This is a genomic window from Chitinophaga sp. YR627 (assembly GCF_900114995.1).
In the GTDB taxonomy this organism is placed as follows: domain Bacteria; phylum Bacteroidota; class Bacteroidia; order Chitinophagales; family Chitinophagaceae; genus Chitinophaga.
The window spans coordinates 2,181,064-2,203,363 of sequence record NZ_FOUX01000001.1 but is presented as its reverse complement, the minus strand read 5'-3'; the positions used below and the strand labels follow the sequence as shown (position 1 = coordinate 2,203,363).

Sequence of the window (22,300 nt, the reverse complement as noted above, 5' to 3'; positions counted from 1 at the left end):
ACAACAAATCACAGACGTCCCGGGCCTCCCCGGGACGTCGCCTATTTCAGGACATTACTGCTATCGCTTTTCTCCACTCTTCCTCCAGGAGTTTTTTCAACATCCCCATTCTACCCTGTAAAGCATACAATAAGGTTACCGGATAAAACTGATCATGCGTGAAATGGAAATTCATGTAATAAAACCAGAATCCAAGCCCTAACCAGGGAATAGCCGCCAGTTCCTCTTCATTCAGCTGTCTTTCTGACTGATAAGCATCCAGGAACGTAGTAAAAGCAGCCTCCATCTCTTCATCCGTCAATCTGTTCATCAGCTTATCCAGCAATAACTGCTGGCGGAAAGTCATGATATCATAGATCAGCCATCCCCGGCCAAAGAAGTCAAAATCAAACAGCGTGATCTTGTCATCTTTGTCAAAATGGAAGTTCTTCGGCAGAAAATCGAAATGACAATAACCGGTGATAATCCTGTCCGTATGGATCCCATCCAGCGCCAGCTTTACTCTTTCTGCCGCTGCCAGCATCCATTCATAAGTCACAGGATCTTCTCTGAAATAAGGCTTCGCTGCTGCGAGTGGCTGGAATAAGGTCGTATCCAGGTCAAATGTCCAGCGGGGATCTTCCAGACGGATAGTTGCTGATACATTGTGAAAACGAGCCATTTCCCGGCCTAAATTCCGCAGCTGGTTGTCAGAAAGCAGCACATGCGAACGGCCTTCGGCATAGGAGAATAATACCGCATGCCGGGTACCTTCTGCTGCGGACAGGGCATGAATCTGTTGCCCTTTCCTGTCTGCTATGGCATAGGAGACAGAAATGCCTGCATCTCTTAAGGTATTCAGCAGCGTCACTTCTGACTGAATATGGCCCAGGGTCCGGTGGGAGGCCCGGTAAATGCGCAGGATAAAACGGTCTTTATCTGTCGTAATCAGATAAGTGTCGCCAACGCCACGGACAATGAACTGACATTGAACGTTTTCCAGTACATAATGCTGGCTGACATAAGTGGCAAGGGCGTCTGGGCTAAGGGTCGAATAAGTAGTGGGGAATATGGGTTGCATGTGGCAAATATAATTGAAATCCATTCTGTGCCACTTAAACTATTATGTTTGTACATTTAAATACATGTTCGTACATTTAGCCTGTAAATAGAACAAACCACGATATGCTTTTACGCTCAACTTACCTGATTACAGCCTTATCTGTTTCAATGCTGGCATTACAGTCACCGGTATCCGCACAGCAAACTGATAAAAAGGAACTTTCGCATACTATTCTCAGCGACCATCGTCTTGATACTGTCCAGCGGCGTGCGCTTGCTTTGCTGACAGGCTTCAATGCCGGTACTTCTTATGGGGAAATATGGATACGTGACTTCAATACCTTCATAAAAGGATCACTGAAAACCCATACGAAAGAAGAAGTGAAATCGATGCTATTGCTTTTTTTCAAGATGCAGGGGGAAGAAGGAGATATTGTTGATGGTATGATTGATAGTAAAAAGGCGGCAACGGGGCCGGGATATGAATATCGCTATGCTGCACTGGCGCCTGATTGGGCTGCACATAAGAATACGGTGGAAACTGACCAGGAATCTTCGCTTGTGCAGGCAGTCAGAAAATATATCGATGTGACCGGCGATCATAGCATACTCCAGGAAGAAATAGGAGGGAAGACCGTTATTCAGAGAATGGAAGAATCCCTGCTGTATATTCTAAAAGACAGATGGGCAGAAAAATATGGTCTTGTAAAAGGAGCTACAACAGTTGATTGGGGAGACGTACAACCGGAAACCGGCTGGGGAGTGCGTATTAACGACAAAACAAAATGGTCAGTAGATGTGTACGATAATGCGATGTATGCAATAGCTATCCAGGATTTTCTGGCCATCAAACCGGCTGCCTACAAAACATCCAGGGATTGGAAAGCAACGGAAGCCGGTATTAAGGCGAATGTCAGAAAATATCTCTGGGTGTCCGCTTCCCGGAAATATATTCCGCATTTGTATCTGGATGGAAGTCCATTCCCTGCTACTTTTAATGAAAAGCAACTGTTGTATACCGGTGGTTCTGCCTGTGCCATCATCGCTGGGTTTAATACACCAAAAGAGGTAGCTGCGATCAACAAACAAATGGTAGCCGCGGCATCCAGAGAGAAACATGCGACGATCGGTATCACCGTATATCCGCCTTATCCCGCAGAACTGTTTCCAAACATGCACCCTTATGTATATCAGAATGGCGGTGACTGGACCTGGTTTGGTGGCAGGATGATACAAACTTTGGTGGAGCATGGTTTGGTGAAAGAAGCCGTAGCCGAATTGGACCCGATCATAGAAAGAGTATTGACGAATAAAGGTTTCTATGAATGGTATGATGTACGCACCGGTGCGCCTAAAGGATCAGGTGATTTCAGAGGAGAAGCAGGGGTGTTATTTGATGTGATTGTAACGCTCCGCGAATGGGCAGAAAAGAACAGATAAATGCGTACCCGTAAAAAGTACAGGGCTACTGTATAAAAGGCTGTCCGCCGCAGGCGGAGAACTTTGGGTAAAGAGAAAGGGTGTCCACCAGATATGGCGGACACCCTTCTTATTTTCTGATTGACCGTATTATCTCAGCAGATCATCAAACAGGATCGCTACATAGTAGATACCACCTGCTTTCGGGTTACCGAAGGAAGTCTGGAAGTAGTGATTGGTCACGTTAGAACCACCCACTTTGATCGTTCCTTTGATCTTTGGAATTCTGTAGTTTACCTGTGCATCAATGGTACCGTATGCAGATACATCACCTCTTACGAAGCTGGAGCTCCAGGTGAAGGCATCCTGCCAGCGGTACATTACATTGAAGCCCAGGTTTTTGTAAATGTTCTTATTGGCAACACCAATATTGAAGCGATACTTCGGTGTATTGAAGTTGTTATCAAGATCGCTTTCATTGTTGGTGAGATCATTATAGGAGAAGTTACCGGATAAGGTCCAGGTATTGATCAGATAATCCAGTCCGATAGCACCACCCTGTGCCTTCACTGTTTCAGGATTGTTCACATAAGTCGCAAAGATCCTTGCGCTGTTCAGTGCAGGGTCCTGTGCCAGTGGCTGTGTAGGCTGTATGAGTGCTACGTAGGAAAGGAAGTTTTTGTAAGCGCTGTAGTAATAATAAGCGTCGATCAATAAGCGGTTTTTGATAAGCCCCTTATAACCGATCTCATAGGCGCTTACGCTCTCTGGTCTGAATTTATTGAAAGTATATTGCTGTAACTGACCTGGGTCGCCTGTAGCTGCATAACGTTGTACACTTGCCTGCGTATATCCCTTGTTGTTATATAGGTCGTATTTGGTCAGCAGTTCCGGTAAACCACCTATCAGACGTGTGTTGGCGCGGATGGGCAGATCGATGTACTGATCCTGGTTGGTAGGGTTGCGGTAGGCTGTCTGGAAGGACAGACGGATATTGTGACGTGGCGCTACTGTGAATACGCCTGACAAACGTGGCGTAAAGCGACCGTCAAAATTCTCGTTCTTGTCATAACGGATCGATCCTGTCAGTTTGATCCTGTCATTCACCAGTTTCTTACCGACCTGCAGATAAGCGCCATATTCATCGATCTTGATACGGCCATCTGCATCGTCAAAGATAGTACCGTCGGAGTTCAGGGAATAGCGGCGTAAAGACGCACCTGCCTGTACTTCCAGTACTTTAATATGATCACTGAAGTCATAAAATCCTTCGTAGTGATAGAGGTTTGTTTTATCATTGAATTTAGCACCGTTCCTGCCTGCGCCGAAACCAATATAATTGCTGGTGATCGTTTCTTTTGCCTGATTGAAGGCAGCGGAACCAGGTAGTAAACGGTTTCTGTCAGCGTAAGATCTTGCGATGGCATGCGCCTGTTCATTGGTCTTTACGCCTGGCGCGCCCGGGAAGATACCGGCTCTTGCCTGGTTGTAAACGGTCGCGTATTCTGCAAACCATCCACCGTTGATATTACCGCTGCCATCTCTGGTAACGCTTGGATTGTATGCTTCATTCAGGATCGTACCCAGTGCAGTTGCGTTATAGGCTTCTCCTGAGCGCTCCTGTGTGGTGTAACCACGTACGAAGAAGCGTTTGCCACGTACTTCCAGTTTGTATTGTCCGAGGTTGAATTTACGCAGGGAGTAACGGTCAGAACCAGTATAAACCGTTGTACCTGTTCCCCAGTTACCCTGGAGGATCACCTCTGTATTGTCAGTGATCTTGTAGTGGAATGCAGCGCCTGTTTTTAAACTGTGCGTACCATAATCCACCAGGTCTCTTTCCTTGTAACCGGTGCGGGAAACCGCTTGTCCGTTGAGTAAACCACCTGTTGCACCAAAGGTATTGGTGATCTCATCACCATAAATGTTGACACCGTCATAATTAGGATCCTGTGCATGAGAGAAACCTGGTTTTGTGGTCAGGTTCAGTCTGCTGAAATTGGTAGAATCAATGGCCTGCCAGTCATCCGCCTGCATATAACCGAAGTTCAGTTTAAAGGCAAACTTTCCGAAAGCTTTTGCATAACGGGCAGTAACATCAGGAATGAATCCGATGTAGTTCTGCTGTTTTTTACCGACATGGTTGATACCACCCTGTAATTTCAGGCTTAGTCCCTGGTATTCGAAAGGGCTTTTACTGGTCATCAGCAGGGTACCGTTCATACCACCTGCGCCATAGAGGGCGGAGGATGCACCGGGTAATAATTCTACGCTGGCAACATCCAGTTCGGAAATGCCCACGATGTTACCTACGGAGAAGTTCAGACCGGGAGCCTGGTTGTCCATACCATCCATCAGCTGGTTAAAGCGGGTGTTACCATTGGTATTGAACCCCCTGGTGGTAATGGTGCGGAAAGTGAGACTCTGTACGCTGGATTCCACACCTTTCAGGGATGGGAGGGCGTCATAGAAACTAGGGGTGGGGGACTCGCGTATAGCCGTGGCGTTCAGCTTCTCAATAGATACCGGCGATTCCAGTATGCTTTGAGAAACGCGGCTGGCTGCTACAACGATCTCTTCTCCCAGGATCTCTGTAGATGTGAGTTGTACCGTAATATTACCGGCACTGTTGACCACCACTGAATTATTCGTATAACCAACGGAGGAGAAAATGAGCGTCAGTGGAAACGACTTGCTGGTGTTGTACCGGAAATTGCCGCTTCCGTCAGTGATAGTACCGGCCAGAGAGCCTTTTACACTGACCGTGACGCCTGGTAAGGGATTACCTGTTGTCTTATCTGTTACCGTACCTGAAATGGTCTGCTGTTGTTGTCCATAGACGACAGAAGATAGGTTCATCAGCAACAAAAGGGCGCACAAACAGGCGAGTTGTAAGTAGTTCTTCATACAGTGGCGATTTAGGATGATCTTGGGATTACGGTTCTGTTTTGTTGTTTTAATGAATGTAAGGAAAATAGTTGAATAGTCGGCACGGCCGGTTTTATAGTTAACAACCGGGAAGGGATTAAGTTCTAAATAAAAAAGGGCCTGCCATTGGCAGACCCTTTTGTGGAGGATAAATATAATTGACTAATCCAGTTTCTGTCCCATTTTCCTGTAACCCAGGTAGAAGAACAGAGGGAATACCAGCAGCGTGAGTATAGTGGCAGTGATCAAGCCGCCAATTACTACGATGGCCAATGGTTTGGAAGTCTCAGAACCAATTCCCCTGGACAGTGCTGCTGGTAAGAGTCCGATCGCAGCCATCAATGCCGTCATTACCACCGGACGCACTCTCGTACGTACCCCGTCCCTTATGGCTATTTCCAGTGTATGTTTATTAAATTCATGTCGTTTGACCGACTGCATATTATTCTTGAATACCGATATCAGGATCACCCCATTCTGTATACAGATACCGAACAATGCGATAAAACCGATACCTGCCGATATACTGAAGTTTGTCCCTGATATCAGCAGGGCGGCAATTCCCCCGATAATGGCAAATGGTACGTTGATCAGCACCAGACCTGCGTCTTTTACGTTGCCGAACATGACAAAAAGAATCAGGAAGATGATCATCAGACTGATAGGTACAACCTCTGTCAGACGTTTGGTCGCACGTTGCTGATTTTCAAAGTCGCCTGCCCATTGCATTTCATAACCCTTATCCAGCTTTACCTTTTTATCTACCTTATCTTGTGCCTCTGCTATCACACTACCCATGTCACGGCCACGGATGGAGAACTTAACGGCAGTATAGCGCCTGTTATCGTCGCGGAAAATAATACTCGGGCCGGTCAGTGTACGGATAGTGGCGATGTTTTTGATCGGCACACGTGCACCTCGCAGGGTAGGGACCATCAGATTACTGATTGCTTCTGCTGTGTTGCGGTATTTTTCTTCATAGCGCAGACGTAACTGGAATTTGCGCTCGCCTTCATATATCTGTGTAATGGCCTTGCCCCCGATCGCCATTTCTATGATCGCATTCGCGTCCGCAGTAGTAACGCCATAAAGGGCCATTTTATTTTCATCGAGGTCAATTCTCATTTCCGGTTGACCGATATTTTTGATCACACCGAGGTCTGTTACACCCGGAATGTCTTTCATGATATCATAGACCTCGTTTGCGCGGGCTTCTGTGTACGTCAGACTGTCGCCATAGATCTTTACGCAAAGGGATCCTTTCACCCCGGATACGGCTTCTTCCACGTTATCCATGATCGGCTGGGAGAAGTTCAGGTTCACACCCGGATAGACGGCCAGTTGTTCCTGCATCTTGTCGATCAGTTCCTCTTTTGTTAAACCGCTTTTCCATTCATTCTTCGGATAAATATCTACGTGGAATTCAATGTTATAGAATCCGGTAGCATCTGTTCCATCGTTCGGACGGCCGGTTTGCGACATGACCTGTTTCACTTCCGGGAAGGCCAGGATGATACGGCGCATTTTATTCGCCAGCGTTTTTGATTCATCCAGCGATACGCTCAGCGGACAGGTTGCACGGATATAAATAGCCCCTTCATCCAGTTCCGGCAGGAACTCAGAACCGAGGAATTTAAAACTGAACAATCCAACTACCACCAGTGCGGTTGAAATTAACAGCGTCATACGTTTGTGATGATAGGTACGGGAGAACATTTTCATAACGCCACCGGTGATGGCTTCTACGAATACGTTGTGTTTCTCGCGTACGTTCTTCTTCAGCAGCAGACTACTTAATAAAGGTATCAGCGTCAGGGTCAGCAACAGGGCTCCCAGTAACGCAAAACCCAGTGTCCAGGCCAGCGGAGAGAACATTTTACCTTCTACTTTTTCGAAAGAGAAGATGGGTAATAAACCGGCAATGATGATCAGTTTGGAGAAGAAGATCGCTTTACCCAGTTCTCCGCCTGTCTGTTTGATGAGACCGAGCTTGGACAGTTTATTGAACCGTTCCATACCCATCTGGTGTTGCTTCTGATCGAGCAATACAAAGATCCCCTCGACCATCACAACGGCACCGTCAATGATGATACCGAAGTCTATCGCCCCCATCGACAGCAGGTTGGCTGACATGCCTTTCAGCGTCAGACAGATGAATGCAAACAGGAGCGCCAGCGGTATCACGATCGCTACGATCACCGTGGTACGCCAGTCTGCCATAAAGATGAAAACGATCACCGTTACAAAGATGATACCTTCCAGCATGTTATGCAGTACGGTATGCGTAGCGAATTCGATCAGGTTGTTACGGTTGTAGAACGTGTTGATTTTCACGTCGGCAGGCAATACCTTTTCATTCAGATAATTAATACGGTCTTCCACACGTTTGATCACCTCGCTCGGGTTTTCTCCCTTACGCATGACGATGATCCCTTCAACTACGTCATTCTGTTTATCCCGGCCTACCTGTCCGAGTCTTGGCAGGGCCGATACATCTACCTGTGCGATGTCTTTTACCAGGATAGGTGTGTTATTGATATTATCAACAATGATGTTACCGATTTCTTCTGCGTTGTTCAGCAGGCCGATACCACGTACGACGTAAGCCTGTGAGTTATCGACGATCACATCACCACCGACATTGATATTACTTTTTGAAATAGCACTATATACATCGAGTGGTGTGATATCATAAGACGCCAGTTTCTGCGGATTTACCGTGATCTCATAGGTCTTTACTTCACCACCAAAACTTACTACATCTCCCACACCTGGTACATTCAGCAGGCGGCGTTCGATCACCCAGTCCTGCAATGTTTTCAGTTCTTTTACCGTTTTGGTTTTGCTTTCGAGCGTATAACGGAATATTTCACCTGTCGGACCGGTAGGCGGCTGTACATCTGGTTCTGCGCCATCCGGCAGTTCAATATCACGTAAGAGGTTATTGACCTGCTGACGTGCGAATGCGTCATCAATGTTATCATCAAAGATCACTTTCACAACGGATAGTCCGAACACGGTGGTAGAACGTACGGAAGTCTTCTTCTGTACAGGGTTCATGGCGATCTCGATAGGCGCCGTTACAAATTTTTCCACCTCTTCGGCACTTCTGCCGGGCCATTGGGTGATAATAGTGATCTGTGTATTTGTTACATCCGGGAACGCTTCAATAGGAATATTTCTAAATGCGATCACACCCCATATAATGAGCAGGAGTGTGGCAAAACCTATGAAGAGCCGATTCTTCAGAGAAAAGGCAATGACTGATTTTATTAGCTTCTGCATAAGATTCTGCCTGATTATTTAGTGTTAAGAGCATCGTAGATAAAGACCTGTGCGGAGGTAACCACCTGGTCGCCGTCTTCCAGACCGGAGATGAATGCACGGTCCTCAATTCTGCGCAACAGGCTGATTGGCTTTATCTCCAGCTTGTTGGTTTTCTTTACTACAACATACTGTTTGCTGTTGTCCATCACGATGGCCTTTGCAGGAATGCTAAGTACTGCACCGGTAGATTTGGCGCTTACTTTAACTGTTGCAAACATCTCCGGTTTCAGTTCGCCGTTCGCGTTTGGCATGCTGATACGTACCTGCATGGTACGGTTGGCCGGGTCCAGTACGTTGTATACTTTATCTATTTTACCCAGGTATTCCTTCTCAGGATTGGCGAGGGTTTTTACTCTCACTTCATCGCCTAAACGTATATTGGCAATATCAGATTCATATACATTTGCAATGATCCATACGGTAGACAGATCAGCTACGGTAAAGAGGCTGTTGCTGTTATCCTGACGTACTTCAGAGTTGCCGGTGATGTTCTTCTCGATCACATAACCGCTGATCGGCGCTTTCAGTGCATAAGCAGCACTGTTGCCGCCGCTGATGTTGGCTACCTGACGTGCTCTGTTCAGTTCTGACTGTGCTTTTTTGTATTCTATCTGTGCAGAGAGATAATCCTGTTGCGTAGCCAGATTCCCTTCAAACAGGGATTTCTGTGTTTCGACGTTCTTTTTCGCCATCTCCAGACTGGATTCTGCGATGGACACATCGTTGGTGATGCCAGCTACTTCAGCACTCTGTAATACTGCCAGTACCTGACCCTGTTTTACATAGTCGCCCAGTTCCACCTGTACACTTTTTATTTTACCACTTACGAGTGCAAAGACTTTTGATTGTTTGCTTTCGTCTGGCTGGATCTTCCCATTGAGTTTGATAGACTCTGAAGGTTCTTCCATTTTTGCCGCGGCTGTTTCCACGTTTTTGATCAGACTATCAGATACGGCGGGCTCGTCTTTTTTGCTTTCTGTTTTATGAGCGCCGCAGGAAGCGAGCGTGCCTGCGAAAGCGAGAGGCAGAAGGTATATAGCGAAAGATTTCATGACTGGTTTCAATTATTATTTGTTATTGAACAAGGTTTTGCCCACTGCGAAGTTGAGCGTTTCTATTGCCTGCATCCGGGCGTTCTGCAGCTGATTGAGCTGGAGCATATTTTCCTTATAGGAATCATAGAAGTCTGTCAGTTCAAGCAGACTGATATTCTTTTTCAGGAAATTATCTGTGATGGCCTGCAGCAATTGCTCAAACTGGCTACGGAATGCCGGATCAACGGTTTCCAGCATTTTATCTGTATTGATGGCTTTCGCATATGCCGTCTGCACTTCATTTTCTACAGCCTGTGTCTGCTGTTGTACGAGCAGTTTGGTCTGGTCCATGCTATACCTGGCAGCTTTGATATTGCCCTGGTTGCGGTTAAAGAAGGGAAGGTCGATACCGACGTTCAAAAAGGTTGCATTGTCCACGAAACTACCGCGTTTATCAAAGTTGGCGCCCAGTGTAAGATCGGGTACTGCCATGGCTTTTTGCAGGTTATAGTTCTGCTGGTTATAGCGAAGATTGTTCTGTGCGAGTTGCAGGTCCTGTCTGTTGGCATAAGCACTGTCTACGAGGCTTTGCAGGCTGGTCTGTCTGATCTCCGGAATACCTGTTATCGCATCTTCCGGCATATCTAATACAAACCATGCATGGTTGTTCTGCAGCAGCAGCTGTATTTCCGACTGCAGGTCATTCAGCTGGTTCTGCATACTGGTACGGTCTGCACGCAGGCTATATAATAATGAGCGCAGTCGTACGGCGTCTTTCAGTGTCACGAGTCCTTTCTGTTGCAGGTCTTTATAAGTGGCGTCCATTCTGGCCAGGGAAGAGATCTGTTCTTCATAGGCTTTCATGGAGTTTTGCAGATAATAGGCCTGATAGAAATTACTGCGGAGTGTGAAACGCAGTGTGCGCAGCAGGTCAAAAAAGGCGTTTTCCGCCATGCTGGCATTGGTACGGGCCAGCTGTACCTGTTTATTTCTTTTACCTGCAAGCGATATCAGCTGCTGGATGCCCACTTCATACTGGCCATATTGGTTGCTGACATCAAAGAATTTCTTTCTATCCGGATTGTAAAGGTTACCGCTGAGGGTAAGATTAGGATTGTTATAAAGTTTTGCCTGGATGATTTCCGCCTGTGCGATGGATACATTGTATTTTTCCGCCAGCAGTTGCAGGTTCTTATCAAGAAACTGTTTTTCTGCGTCCTGGAGGGTAATGTGCAGGGTATCCTGGGCCTGTACTGACGATTTTACGGTCAATAACAGGACACAGCAGAGAAGTATCCGGCAGAACATGGCTATGCGCGCGTCCTTACTAGACATTTGATTCGTTTAAATAATATTTTACAAAAAGAGGGTACGTGAAAAGATCAACAATACAGGCACAAAAAGGTTCTGTCAGTCAACCGGTTATAGTTGTCTAACGTGCTCGCATAATGAGAGATCTATAGAATGGTATGTCGGTCAGGCCTCTGGAGGCGGAGTGAGGATATCGTAGGCGATAGTGCTGATCTTCTGCACTTCTGACGGGGGGTAAGCGACTGCAAGATCAGCCGTGGTTGGCTCATCTCTTGTCAATACTATTTCCTGGATATTGGAGACGTAACAGGTTACGCCGGAACTACCGGTGAAATAGTGTGCAAGGTCATCATCTTCGTCCTGCGTAGTGATTTCTGTATTTCCCAGGATGATCTGATCGATCAGTCCGAGGAAGGTATTAATATCATTGATCTGACGGCCGCATGCATCATATACGTCTTTCTCGTCCGTTACCGGAACGAACATCGTCGTGTTGACGTGAATGAAGAGTAATATGTATGCAAAAAACCTTGTCATAGTATTAACAATACAAATATAGATTGGCGTATGTATAATAGTTATTGTCTTAAGGAACTTTAAGCCCATTTTAATGGGATTTTAACGCTTCAGACGGCTATACAATATAAGTGTTACGAATGCATATAATATGCACCTGACGGGCTTTTTGAAGGTTTTTGTGTTAAGTTTTTGTGCGTTGGGGCAGGTCGGTGGAGATTCATTTGGTGTTCCGTATTATAACGTCATTATGCCTTTATTACGCCGTTAGTGCTTCGTTCATGAACGGACCACTAACGGCGTAGATACGGGATTAAGACGGTTTAATCGAAGAGATGATGCCTGAATGCACGCCTGATAAGGATTTTGGATGGCCATTTTCAGAAAAAGATCGTTTTAGGTATAGCAAACTGATCTATGATGTATGAGGTTCATCAAAAGAATGATATGTCTGCCAATCCTCAGCAATCAGTAAGACATTGGAACAGACCGATAAAAGAAAAGGTCATCCCGAACAGAGACGACCTCAATATTTTCATTCCTGATTTTTAAAGCTTAATTGTTCTCACTCCAGGAGATCATCAGTTTATTGATCTTTTCAAATTCGATCAGAAAGCCATCATGACCATACGTAGAGTCTATCTCGTGATAGGTGGCCTGGGGGATGTGTTGTGAGAGGAATAACTGTTCTTCCGGCGGACACAATATATCGCTGGTGATACCGATGATGAGGGCAGGCTGGGAGATGAGTGCCAGCGCACCGGCAAGGTCGGTATTGCGGCCACGGGAGATATTGTGGCTGTCCATCGCTTTACTGAGCAGCCAGTAGGACTGTGCATTAAAACGCTTTACCAGTTTATCGCCCTGGTATTCGATATAGGAAGAAGCCCGGAAATGGTCGGTTTTTTCATTATCAGGGTCTGTCTGTGCCCGTACAAAGGTCTGGTAATTGCGGTAGGTTAGCATGCCAATGGCGCGGGCAGCTTTAAGACCCTGTGCACCAGCGGCATAGGAATCTTCCTGCCAGGTCTGATCAGCCTGTATGGCGAGACGCTGGGCCGTATGGATGGCAATGCTCCAGGCGCTTTCTGACGCACCGGTACAAAGCAGGCAGACACGCTGGATAACGGCTGGCTCCAGTAAAGCCCATTCGAGGGTCTGGTAACCGCCCATAGAACCTCCCACAAGCAGTCTTACCTGGCGGATGCCCAGGTACTCACGCAGTTTTACATGCGCACTGACCATATCCCGGATAGTGATATGAGGGAAGGAGTGAAAGTAAGGCTGACCGCTGACAGGATTATTGGACAGCGGACCGGAAGTACCATAGCAGGAGCCAAGGATATTGGCGCACACGATAAAATCACGGTCCGGATCAATGGCATGCCCTTCAGCAATCAGGCCTTTCCACCAGTCCATCACGTCAGAATTGGCTGTCAGGGCGTGACAGATCCAAACCACGTTATCTCCCGTACTGTTGAGGGTACCATAAGTATGATAAGCAATGTGGAGCTCCGGCAATACTGCACCGGATTCCAAGGTAAACGCCTGGTTGCTATAGAAGTTCTTTGCTGTCAATGCCCCTGAAAAATTTGGGGGCAAAGCTAAGTTAAAAAATGCTTAATGCATAATGACTTTGGTACAAAGGGGCATTTGGGATTTGCCTGCGTACTAGTTATCTTTGGAGATATAATTTAGATACAATGAAGATATCACTCAAGAGATTAGATGATGCGTTCAATATGGAAGCGGTTGATGAAGGCGGACACACAGTGCAGATGGATTCTTCCGTGGAAAATGGAGGCAAAAATAATGGCGTAAGACCTATGCAGATGCTCCTGATGGGCCTCGGAGGTTGTTCAGCTATTGACGTTGCCATGATCCTGAAGAAGCAACGCCAGGAACTTACTGATTTCCGTATCGAGATTGACGGGGAAAGAGAAAAGGGCAAAGAGCCTTCTATCTGGGAAAAAGTGCACATAATATTTCATCTCAGCGGAGACATCGATCCTGATAAAGCTGCACGCGCAGTAGAACTGTCCATGACCAAATACTGTTCTGTAGCGGAAACCCTGCGCAGGGCAGGTGGTGACCTCACCTGGGAAACAAGGGTGAACGGTTAATTTCATTTTACATACCATTATATTAGTATATACCGATGGAGAAAGACCAATACCGGCCGGAAACCAATGCAGTAAGGATTCAGACAGAAAAGACGTGGCAGATGGAGCATTCCACGCCTTTGTTCCTTACTTCCAGCTTTACTTATGACAGCGCGGAAGAGATGCGTGCTACCTTCGCAGATGAAACGGATAATAATATCTATACCCGTTTCAGCAACCCGAACGTAGATGAATTCGTACAGAAAGTATGCGCCCTGGAAGGTGCAGAAGCCGGATTCGCTACTGCTTCTGGTATGAGCGCGGTATTTGCCAGCTTTATGGCGCTGATGAATGCCGGCGATCACCTGGTGTCAGCCAGCTCTATCTTTGGTTCTACGCATACCATTATCACAAAGTTCCTCCCTAAATGGGGTATCGAATACAGCTATTTTGATATCAACAAGCCGGAAACCGTTGAAGCACTGATCAAGCCAAATACAAAGATGATCTTCGTGGAAACACCTTCCAATCCGGGACTGGAGATCGTTGACCTGAGCGTGCTGGCGGCTATCGCCAACAAGCACAATGTCATCCTCAACGTTGATAACTGCTTCGCTACACCGGTACTGCAACGTCCTATCGAAACAGGCGCGCATATCGTGACCCACTCTGCCACCAAATGGATGGACGGACAGGGACGCGTACTGGGAGGTGTTGTAGTAGGCCGTAAAGACCTGATCAAAGAGGTACATACCTTCTGCCGCAGCACTGGTCCGGCGATGTCGCCGTTCAATGCATGGGTACTCAGCAAAAGTCTGGAAACCCTGCATATCCGTATGGCCCGCCATTCTGAAAGCGCACTGGCACTGGCAAAAGCACTGGAAAACAACCCGCATATCAGCTGGGTGAAATACCCGATGCTGGAAAGTCATCCACAGCACGCTATCGCGAAAAAACAGATGAGTGCAGGTGGTGGTATCGTTTGCTTCGAACTGAAAGGCGGTCTGCAAAGCGGTACCCGTTTCCTCGATGCACTGAAGATGCTGACGCTGACCGCCAATCTGGGTGATAGCAGAAGTATCGCTTCCCATCCGGCCAGCACTACGCATGCAAAGCTGACCGATGCAGAACGCGCACAGGTGGGTATTACACCGGGTATGATCCGTATTTCTGTCGGACTGGAAAACGCACAGGATATACTGGAAGATATCCTGCAGGCACTAGAACAAAGTAAATAAAAATAAATACCGGGAGATTTTTTTGTCTCCCGGTGTATTTTGTATGAAATTATGTGTTAACTTGTTGATGTTTATTATAGATTTGTAAAAGGTAACGGAATAACCAACACGTTACTTCCCAAAACAGACACTCTTTCCTAACGAAGTGTTCTTTTCTTTCGGTTTTACGCTCTTTTATGATTTTCTCACAATCAGCATGATTAGAAGAGACGTAAATAGTCTAAATGACTATTAGTTTGCATCGTTATCTCAGCCTTAATGTATTGTTGTTGCTCCAATGTCAGGCAGCTTGCAGAATAAAGTTTTTGCTGCTTCCTGCCACTATAGCATATAAAAAAATTGCATAAAAATTTATAAATGGGATGAAGGTAATCATCCCGGAGAAAAACTATGTTTATGAAAGAACACATCCATGACACCTCAATTGATCTGGAAAAGGAAATCATGTTCAGTACGGAAGGGGAGGCTGGCAGCATCAACCCACCCGGCAATGGCTTAAAGTTAACTGAGCTACATTGTACTGAGGATATTGTACAAACAGGTATTGCAAGAATAGAAAGGAAGAGAGGTAAAAAGGAAACAACGAAAATTGTTGAATTTTACATGAATAAATCCGCTATGTTATCTTATTCACCAGATACTATCGTATCAAGCCAAAGAATTTATTCTCTTTATTCTGTGCTGCCTTCTAAGCTAAGCCAGGAGGACAAGTATGTTATGATAGAAAACGATATGCTGGGGATCGTTGCCACAGGTAAAACAGAAGAGGAGGCGGAACAGGATTTTGCGCATGAATTTGATTTTATCTATCAGCGATACAATCAATTAGCTGATGACCAGATGACGGAACGCATTAAGCGTATCAAAACTTTGATGAACGCTATTGTTAAAGAAGTGACTGAGATATAATCAATTAACTGATGAACAAATGACGGAACGCATTAAGCGTATCAAAACTTTGTTGAACACCATTGTTAAAGCAGTAACCGAGATATAATGGCATCTTTGAAATGTAAAAAGGTAGTAAGAAATCTGACGGGTAAAGGGTTTGTCAGATCTCATGGGGATCATCAATATTTAGAGTTCTGGCATAACGGAAAATATGTATTGCAGACCTTTTGTAGTCATAATGAGCAGGATATTAACGATTTTTTGATCGCTAAAATGAAGAAACAATGTTTTTTGAGTAAAGAAGATTTCTTGGACTTGGCTAATTGCCCTTTATCTCAGGAGCAATATGTACAGAAGTTGGTAGATAGTGGTGTCCTGATAAATGTTGACCTGCCACAGGATATAATACACCGGACAAGTTAAATAAGCGGGCAAAACTGACGTATATCTGTGGCTCCCTTTTGGGGGGATAATATACAGTTTACCGTTAGCCTTATCCTGTGTACTGACTGACCTTATATGCAGGCGGGTAAAGGTATTCCTCTCCGAAATGCATTCGCCTTAATACAGAAAGATTGCGTAGATATACGGACCTTACTTTGCCGCATATTTCGTATCTTACACATATGAAATCCGTTCCTCGTTTTATATTGATCATTGCACTCAGTTACCTGGGTGGTTACTTTTTCACCTGGTGGACAGTAGCAGTAGCCGCATTTCTTGTTGCGGTACTGATCCCTTTGCCGCCATTAAGATCATTCCTAAACGGATTTATTGCTGTATTCCTTTTATGGCTGGCGCTGGCATTTTTTAAAGATATCCAGAATGACCATATCCTCGCCAACCGTATGAGTGAGCTGATCGTAAAGGCCAGAAATCCTATCCTGATAGGTGTGATCAGTGCGTTTATCGGCGGACTCACAGCTGGTTTCGGCGGACTGACCGGCAGTTACCTGCGCTACAAGAAGAAACCTGCGCCTGCTGTCTCATAAACTCCGGCCTGCTTGTTAAATTTCATATAAAAGCACCGCGGCATACCCGCATTTTACCCTTAAACGTTATATTTATTTGATAGAACCTGCTGCACGGATAGCAGGAGATATCATAATTGTCAAATATGCCCAAATTTTTACTAAGCCTTATTCTGCTGACCAGCTTTTATTATGCCCAGGCGGGTATCATAAGGGGCAAGGTAACGAATGACAGGAACGAACCCCTGCCATTTGCATCTGTATTTATCAAAGGTACTACCAATGGTACGACCACCAATGCGGCAGGTCAGTATCACCTGGATGTACCGGCTGGTAATTACATACTGGTGTGTCAGTATATGGGTTATAAAAAAGGAGAGCAGCCGGTTACAGTCACAGCGGCCGAACAGACCCTTAATTTTACCTTGTCGCCATTGAGTTTGCAGATAAAAGAAGTGATCGTAAAATCAGGAGGAGAAGATCCGGCGTATGCCATTATCCGTCAGGCAATAAAGAAACGTGGCTACTATCTTGACCAGGTAAAAGAATATACCTGTAACGACTATATTAAGGGCGTCTTTAAAATGAGGGATATGCCCGGCAGTTTCTTTGGAAAGAAGATAGGGACGGAGGATGTTGAAGATATGGGACTGGACTCGACGAGAAAAGGGGTATTGTTTCTCTCAGAATCTGTCACCAAAGTGGCAGTGAAAAGACCGGATGATATTAAAGTGGAAGTTTTATCTGCCCGTCAGAGCGGCGGTGGATTTGGATTTAGCTTTCCCGCCTTCATTGATTTTTATGAGAATAACGTAACGGCGATGGTCTCGCAATTCAGTAAAAGAGGGTATATCTCACCTATTGCTGAAAATGCATTGCTGTATTATAAATACAGACTGGAAGGCGTGTTCCAGGATGACGGGAAGACGGTCAACAAGATTAAAGTCATTCCCAGACGTAAATACGAACCCCTGTTTTCAGGATACATCTTTATTACAGATAATGACTGGCGCATACACAGCGTAGACCTGATGGTGACACAGGAATACCAGCTGGAGATCATGGACACCCTGCATATCACACAGATCCATGTACCGGTGAATAATGAAGTATGGCGTACGAAGGACCAGGTTATCAACCTGACCATCAAACAGTTTGGTTTTAATGTGGCGGGTAGCTTTGTGAATGTGTACTCCAATTATAACCTACAACCAAATTTTACGAAAAAATACTTCGACCGCACCATTATGCGGTACGATACGGCCTTCGACAGTAAACAACTGGCTTACTGGGATAGTATTCGTCCGGTGCCACTGGAACCTGAAGAAGTGACAGACTTCCGCAAAAAAGACAGTACGGCAAGGGCGAGAAGAGACAGTAGCCGGTCACAATGGCGACTGGATACCCTGAAAGCACACCAGAAACCCATCAAGGTGTCACAGCTCCTGTATAGTATGGGGGGAGCAGAACATAAGTTTTACTTCCGCCGGGATACAGGCATCTACTCTCATGACTTCAGTATGAAGTCCCTACTGACACAGGTTGAATATAATACTGTGGAAGGAATCTCCCTGAATGTGGAGCCGGAACTGGATCTTGACCTGCCGCGTAACCAGCAACTGCGTATTATTCCCCGGATCAGGTATGGATTCAGCAATACCCATCTGAATGCTTACACGTTCGTGTCATGGCGCAAGGAAGCAAAACTGGGTGGCCGTTATGGTTACAATACCTGGACGATAGGAGGAGGCAAACGGGTATCTCAGTTCAACCGGGATAATCCGGTGTCACCGATCGCTAATATCTTCTATACCTTATTATTTAAGGACAATTATATGAAGCTGTATGAGAACTGGTTCGGCGAACTACGTTTCCGGAGAAGGTTCCAGAGCAGTGCCACGATCTCGGCAGGGATCTCCTATGAGGACAGAATTCCGGTGCAGAATACGACGGATTACAGTTTCAGGAAAGACACCGGCAAACACTTCCTGCCTAATCACCCATATGAACTGGCAGGGATACCTTTTGAGAGGAATCAGGCACTGGTACTGAATCTGGCGTTTTCCTTCCAGCCTGGTCAGCGTTTTATCGAGTTGCCCGACAGGAAAGTGGCCATTGGTTCGAAATACCCCATTTTCCGGGTCGCCTATAGTAAAGGTATTCCAGACATTGCGGGGAGTGATGCAAACTTTGACAAATGGAACTTTGAGATCCGGGATAATGTCAACCTCCGCCTTTTCGGGGAATTTCAGTATCGTTTTGGGGCGGGCGGGTTCCTCAATAGCAAAAGTGTAGACATTCCTGACTTCCAGCATTTTAATGGAAATCAGATGTTCTATAATATTAAGTATCTGAATAGTTTCCAGCTGGCGCCTTATTATCGTTATAGTAATACTGCTTCGCTTTTTGGTACTGCGAATGTGGAACATCATTTCAACGGGCTGCTGACAAACAAGATCCCGCTGTTTAACCGGCTGAAATGGAACCTGGTGGCTGGATCGAATGCGTTCTATATCAACCGGGATAATAATTATGTAGAAGTTTTTGCCGGACTGGAAAATATTCTGAAGGTGCTGCGCGTTGATGTGATAGCTGGCTACCAGAGTAAGGATGATACAAGAATAGGCGTGAGAGTCGGCTTTGGGGGACTATTCGGAAGTTTTGTAAGACCACAGCAGGATGAAACCGTGCAATAAAAAAGGGAAAGCCCTTTTATTGACTTTCCCTGCTTGCCTTAAACTCTTTGCTTTCTTGCCTTGTAGCTTTCTTTGGGATCACGATCGTAGAAGTAAGCCAGAAGACGGTATATCCATAAACCGACTATCAGGTAAAAAATGTAGAGAAAAACTGTACTCATAATTAACATTTTTGGGTTAAACTCGAATTTGCTTGTCCGATACCTTAATTTCAAAAAGGATGCCAAGTCTTATACTTTATTTATATACGATAATAATCAAATAGTTACAAAGGTTAGGATATGTTAAACCTACCTGAACAATTTCACGATGTGACCTGTTATTATAGTGAGTAAACACATTTTGAGCCAGTTTACCAGTATATCGTCTAACACTTTCATGTGAATCTTTAACGAAACTATCCCCTTATGAAGAGAATTGCGCTAATCGCTTTCATATTAGGAATTTTAATGGCCACAGTGGCGTATGTAGCGGAATTGAACGAGTGGACGGCTTCTCCTGAATTTATGACCATTGGTTTTGCCGGTTATGTACTGATTATCAGTGCAGCGGCTTATTACATGACGGCTATCCTGTACGACTGGTCCAGGGAGACGGAAGTCTGGCAGGGCTGAGTCAGCTATCTGACTGACGGCAGTCATTTATTCATAGTGCAAGTTTTGCTATCTTTGCGGGGCTAAACCGGGAAAATTAGACAGACTTTTAGACATATGTTTAAAAGCGATCGTCTGAAAATCAATACCGGTGAGGCAAAAAATGAAATTTTGCTCACAAGGCAAGTGTTCTTAAAATTTCTTAACGACAAAAATGGCATTACACAACAGAGTTTCTGCGGCCGAACTGAAGGTTCGGCTGGCGGCTGAAACATTTCGCCGCACTACTATCTCCTTTTATCAGTACGCAAAGATCGAAGATCCCACCGCCTTCCGTAATGAATTGTACGAGCGTCTTTTTACTTTAGGCGTATTCGGTCGTATCTACGTTGCCCATGAGGGTATCAATGCACAGATCAGCGTTCCCGAGTACAATGTTGACGCATTCAGAGATGTGCTTTATTCTTATTCTTTCCTGAATGGTATCCGCCTGAACATCGCTGTTGACGATGACGGGAAGTCTTTCTGGGTACTTAAGATCAAGGTACGTGATAAGATCGTGGCCGATGGAATTGAGGATCCTACCTTCGATATTTCCAACAGAGGTAAATACCTGGATGCTAAAGGCTTTAACGAGCTGACAGAGGATCCGGACACCATTGTTGTGGATATGCGTAATCACTACGAATATGAAGTAGGGCATTTTCAGAATGCCATAGAAGTACCTTCTGATACTTTCCGTGAGCAGCTGCCGATGGCTGTTGATATGCTGAAAGACCAGAAAGACAAGAATATCGTGATGTATTGTACAGGTGGTATCCGCTGTGAGAAAGCATCTGCCTATATGATGCACAACGGTTTCAAGAATGTATTTCACCTCGAAGGAGGTATTATTGAATATACCAACAAGGCCAAAGAACAGGGATTACCGCTGAAGTTCAAAGGAAAGAACTTCGTGTTTGACGACAGGTTGGGAGAACGTATAACCGATGAGGTGATCAGTAAATGTCACCAGTGTGGTAAACCTTCTGATACACACACTAACTGTGCGAATGACGCCTGTCACCTGTTATTTATCCAATGTGAGGAGTGTGCAGCAGCTTACGAAGGTACCTGTAGTTCCGATTGTAAGAGCGTACTGCATTTACCGGAAGATGAGCGTGATGAGCTGAGAAGAGGGGTTGACAAGGGACAGATGATCTTCAACAAATCAAAGCAGCGGCTGCGTCCGAGACTGGAGCGCGAAAACGACTGATCATACATTAATAAGAATATATAAAAGTTGAGGCCACCCAGGAAATCCCGGGCGGCCTCTTTCTATTTAATATAAATCAAACGCCTTAAAAAAAAACCGCCCCGCGTTGTATCTTCTGCGGCGGGGCGGAGTAATTGAGCATGTAGAACAGTCTTATCTAACAAATGTAAACACCTGTAGAGTCCTGTTTGCATGTCCATTCTATCAACCTATATGCGAACTAAAACCTTGATGATCAACTTTAATTGTCGCTTAGCGCGTCAAAGATCTGCCGTTGATGGGCGGATATCACATTCTCACCAGCCTCGAGACCACGGAGGATATATATAATATCTCCTGCTGTCGTATACGTTTCCACTTCTCTGACCTGGATATTGTATTTGTCTTTGAAAACCAGTACAAAATTCTTACTGTGATCGGCAATGACTGCTGTTTCCGGTATTGCGATCATATCATCTCCTTCATCACAATGCACGATCACGGCTGCTTTCATATCCGGTTTAAGGACTGCCTCCGGATCGTTCAGTACAATGTTCAGGCGTCCGGTCGCAGCATCTTTCGGGAGATATACAGTTTCCACTTTTCCATAAAAGACCTTCTCTGGCAGGCTTTCGGAGATGATCTCTGCTTCATAACCTTCTTTCACATTTCTCAGATCTGCCTGTGCCACATCTATCAGTACATCCGTTTTCCGCACATTGCTATTGTTCAGTACAACTTTGCCCGGTAACTGTAATTCCTTTTCGACAGGTTTAAGACTGGCGGTGTCAATTCTGATAGTCTTGAGCATGGTATCGCTCAGTACAAACGTCTTGTTAGTCACTCCTTCTTCCAGCTCGGGATGCTTACAGGCTGACAGGCTAAGACCTGCAGCGAATAAGATGACGAGTAGCGTGTTGCGTTTCATGACGTATTTCAGAATTACAGCAAAGCTCCGCAATCTCACTTAAAGGAGGCTTTAAAGACAATTAAAATGAG

At 45.5% G+C, this 22,300-nt stretch carries 17 protein-coding genes; 9 read left to right on the top strand and 8 right to left on the bottom strand.

Annotation, left to right across the window (positions count from 1 at the left end; translation table 11 throughout):
• Positions 1–46 precede the first annotated feature (46 nt).
• A complete protein-coding gene (locus BMZ72_RS08200) occupies positions 47–1,060 on the bottom strand; it encodes a phosphotransferase enzyme family protein (protein WP_177222722.1) in 1,014 nt (337 codons plus the stop codon).
• Positions 1,061–1,164: 104 nt separating this feature from the next.
• Between BMZ72_RS08200 and BMZ72_RS08195 the strand changes: the two genes are divergently transcribed.
• Entirely contained in the window at positions 1,165–2,481 is a 1,317-nt protein-coding gene (locus BMZ72_RS08195; protein WP_089806972.1) for a glucosidase family protein, read from the top strand.
• Positions 2,482–2,610: 129 nt separating this feature from the next.
• Here the strand turns inward: BMZ72_RS08195 and BMZ72_RS08190 are convergent, their stop codons facing one another.
• The 6 genes from BMZ72_RS08190 to metX all read right to left on the bottom strand — a co-directional run bounded on the left by BMZ72_RS08190 (position 2,611) and on the right by metX (position 13,154).
• Positions 2,611–5,367, bottom strand: coding sequence for a TonB-dependent receptor (locus BMZ72_RS08190; RefSeq protein WP_089806970.1), 2,757 nt, complete (start codon positions 5,365–5,367; stop codon positions 2,611–2,613).
• A 183-nt stretch (positions 5,368–5,550) separates the two neighbouring features.
• A complete protein-coding gene (locus BMZ72_RS08185; protein WP_089806968.1) occupies positions 5,551–8,673 on the bottom strand; it encodes an efflux RND transporter permease subunit in 3,123 nt (1,040 codons plus the stop codon).
• A gap of 14 nt (positions 8,674–8,687) precedes the next feature.
• Complete coding sequence (locus BMZ72_RS08180; RefSeq protein ID WP_089806966.1) at positions 8,688–9,767, bottom strand: efflux RND transporter periplasmic adaptor subunit; 1,080 nt, start codon at positions 9,765–9,767, stop codon at positions 8,688–8,690.
• A gap of 15 nt (positions 9,768–9,782) precedes the next feature.
• On the bottom strand, positions 9,783–11,084 hold the full coding sequence (locus tag BMZ72_RS08175) for a TolC family protein (protein WP_089806964.1): 1,302 nt from the start codon (positions 11,082–11,084) through the stop codon (positions 9,783–9,785).
• Between the two features lie 141 nt (positions 11,085–11,225).
• The gene (locus BMZ72_RS08170) at positions 11,226–11,597 is read right to left on the bottom strand and encodes a hypothetical protein (RefSeq protein WP_143087640.1); all 372 of its coding nucleotides are present in this window, start codon (positions 11,595–11,597) and stop codon (positions 11,226–11,228) included.
• Between the two features lie 534 nt (positions 11,598–12,131).
• Positions 12,132–13,154 (bottom strand): homoserine O-acetyltransferase MetX, encoded by a 1,023-nt coding sequence (gene metX / locus BMZ72_RS08165; RefSeq protein WP_255373138.1) that lies wholly within the window; start codon positions 13,152–13,154, stop codon positions 12,132–12,134.
• A gap of 125 nt (positions 13,155–13,279) precedes the next feature.
• On the opposite strand from metX, the gene BMZ72_RS08160 reads away from it, so the two are divergent.
• The 8 genes from BMZ72_RS08160 (at position 13,280) to BMZ72_RS08130 (ending at position 21,322) form a co-directional block, all read left to right on the top strand.
• Positions 13,280–13,699, top strand: a complete 420-nt coding sequence (locus tag BMZ72_RS08160) for an OsmC family protein (protein WP_089806958.1) — start codon at positions 13,280–13,282, stop codon at positions 13,697–13,699.
• Positions 13,700–13,734: 35 nt separating this feature from the next.
• On the top strand, positions 13,735–14,916 hold the full coding sequence (locus tag BMZ72_RS08155; RefSeq protein ID WP_089806957.1) for a trans-sulfuration enzyme family protein: 1,182 nt from the start codon (positions 13,735–13,737) through the stop codon (positions 14,914–14,916).
• A gap of 396 nt (positions 14,917–15,312) precedes the next feature.
• The gene (locus BMZ72_RS08150; protein WP_089806954.1) at positions 15,313–15,825 is read left to right on the top strand and encodes a hypothetical protein; all 513 of its coding nucleotides are present in this window, start codon (positions 15,313–15,315) and stop codon (positions 15,823–15,825) included.
• A gap of 87 nt (positions 15,826–15,912) precedes the next feature.
• Entirely contained in the window at positions 15,913–16,230 is a 318-nt protein-coding gene (locus BMZ72_RS36795) for a type II toxin-antitoxin system HicA family toxin (RefSeq protein ID WP_089806952.1), read from the top strand.
• A 203-nt stretch (positions 16,231–16,433) separates the two neighbouring features.
• A complete protein-coding gene (locus tag BMZ72_RS08140; RefSeq protein WP_089806950.1) occupies positions 16,434–16,799 on the top strand; it encodes a hypothetical protein in 366 nt (121 codons plus the stop codon).
• A 125-nt stretch (positions 16,800–16,924) separates the two neighbouring features.
• Entirely contained in the window at positions 16,925–19,474 is a 2,550-nt protein-coding gene (locus BMZ72_RS08135) for a DUF5686 and carboxypeptidase regulatory-like domain-containing protein (RefSeq protein ID WP_089806948.1), read from the top strand.
• A gap of 407 nt (positions 19,475–19,881) precedes the next feature.
• Positions 19,882–20,088, top strand: coding sequence for a hypothetical protein (locus tag BMZ72_RS36310; protein WP_012791370.1), 207 nt, complete (start codon positions 19,882–19,884; stop codon positions 20,086–20,088).
• A 193-nt stretch (positions 20,089–20,281) separates the two neighbouring features.
• On the top strand, positions 20,282–21,322 hold the full coding sequence (locus tag BMZ72_RS08130) for an oxygen-dependent tRNA uridine(34) hydroxylase TrhO (protein WP_089806947.1): 1,041 nt from the start codon (positions 20,282–20,284) through the stop codon (positions 21,320–21,322).
• A 241-nt stretch (positions 21,323–21,563) separates the two neighbouring features.
• Here the strand turns inward: BMZ72_RS08130 and BMZ72_RS08125 are convergent, their stop codons facing one another.
• The gene (locus BMZ72_RS08125; RefSeq protein ID WP_089806945.1) at positions 21,564–22,229 is read right to left on the bottom strand and encodes an efflux RND transporter periplasmic adaptor subunit; all 666 of its coding nucleotides are present in this window, start codon (positions 22,227–22,229) and stop codon (positions 21,564–21,566) included.
• Between the last annotated feature and the right edge of the window lie 71 nt (positions 22,230–22,300).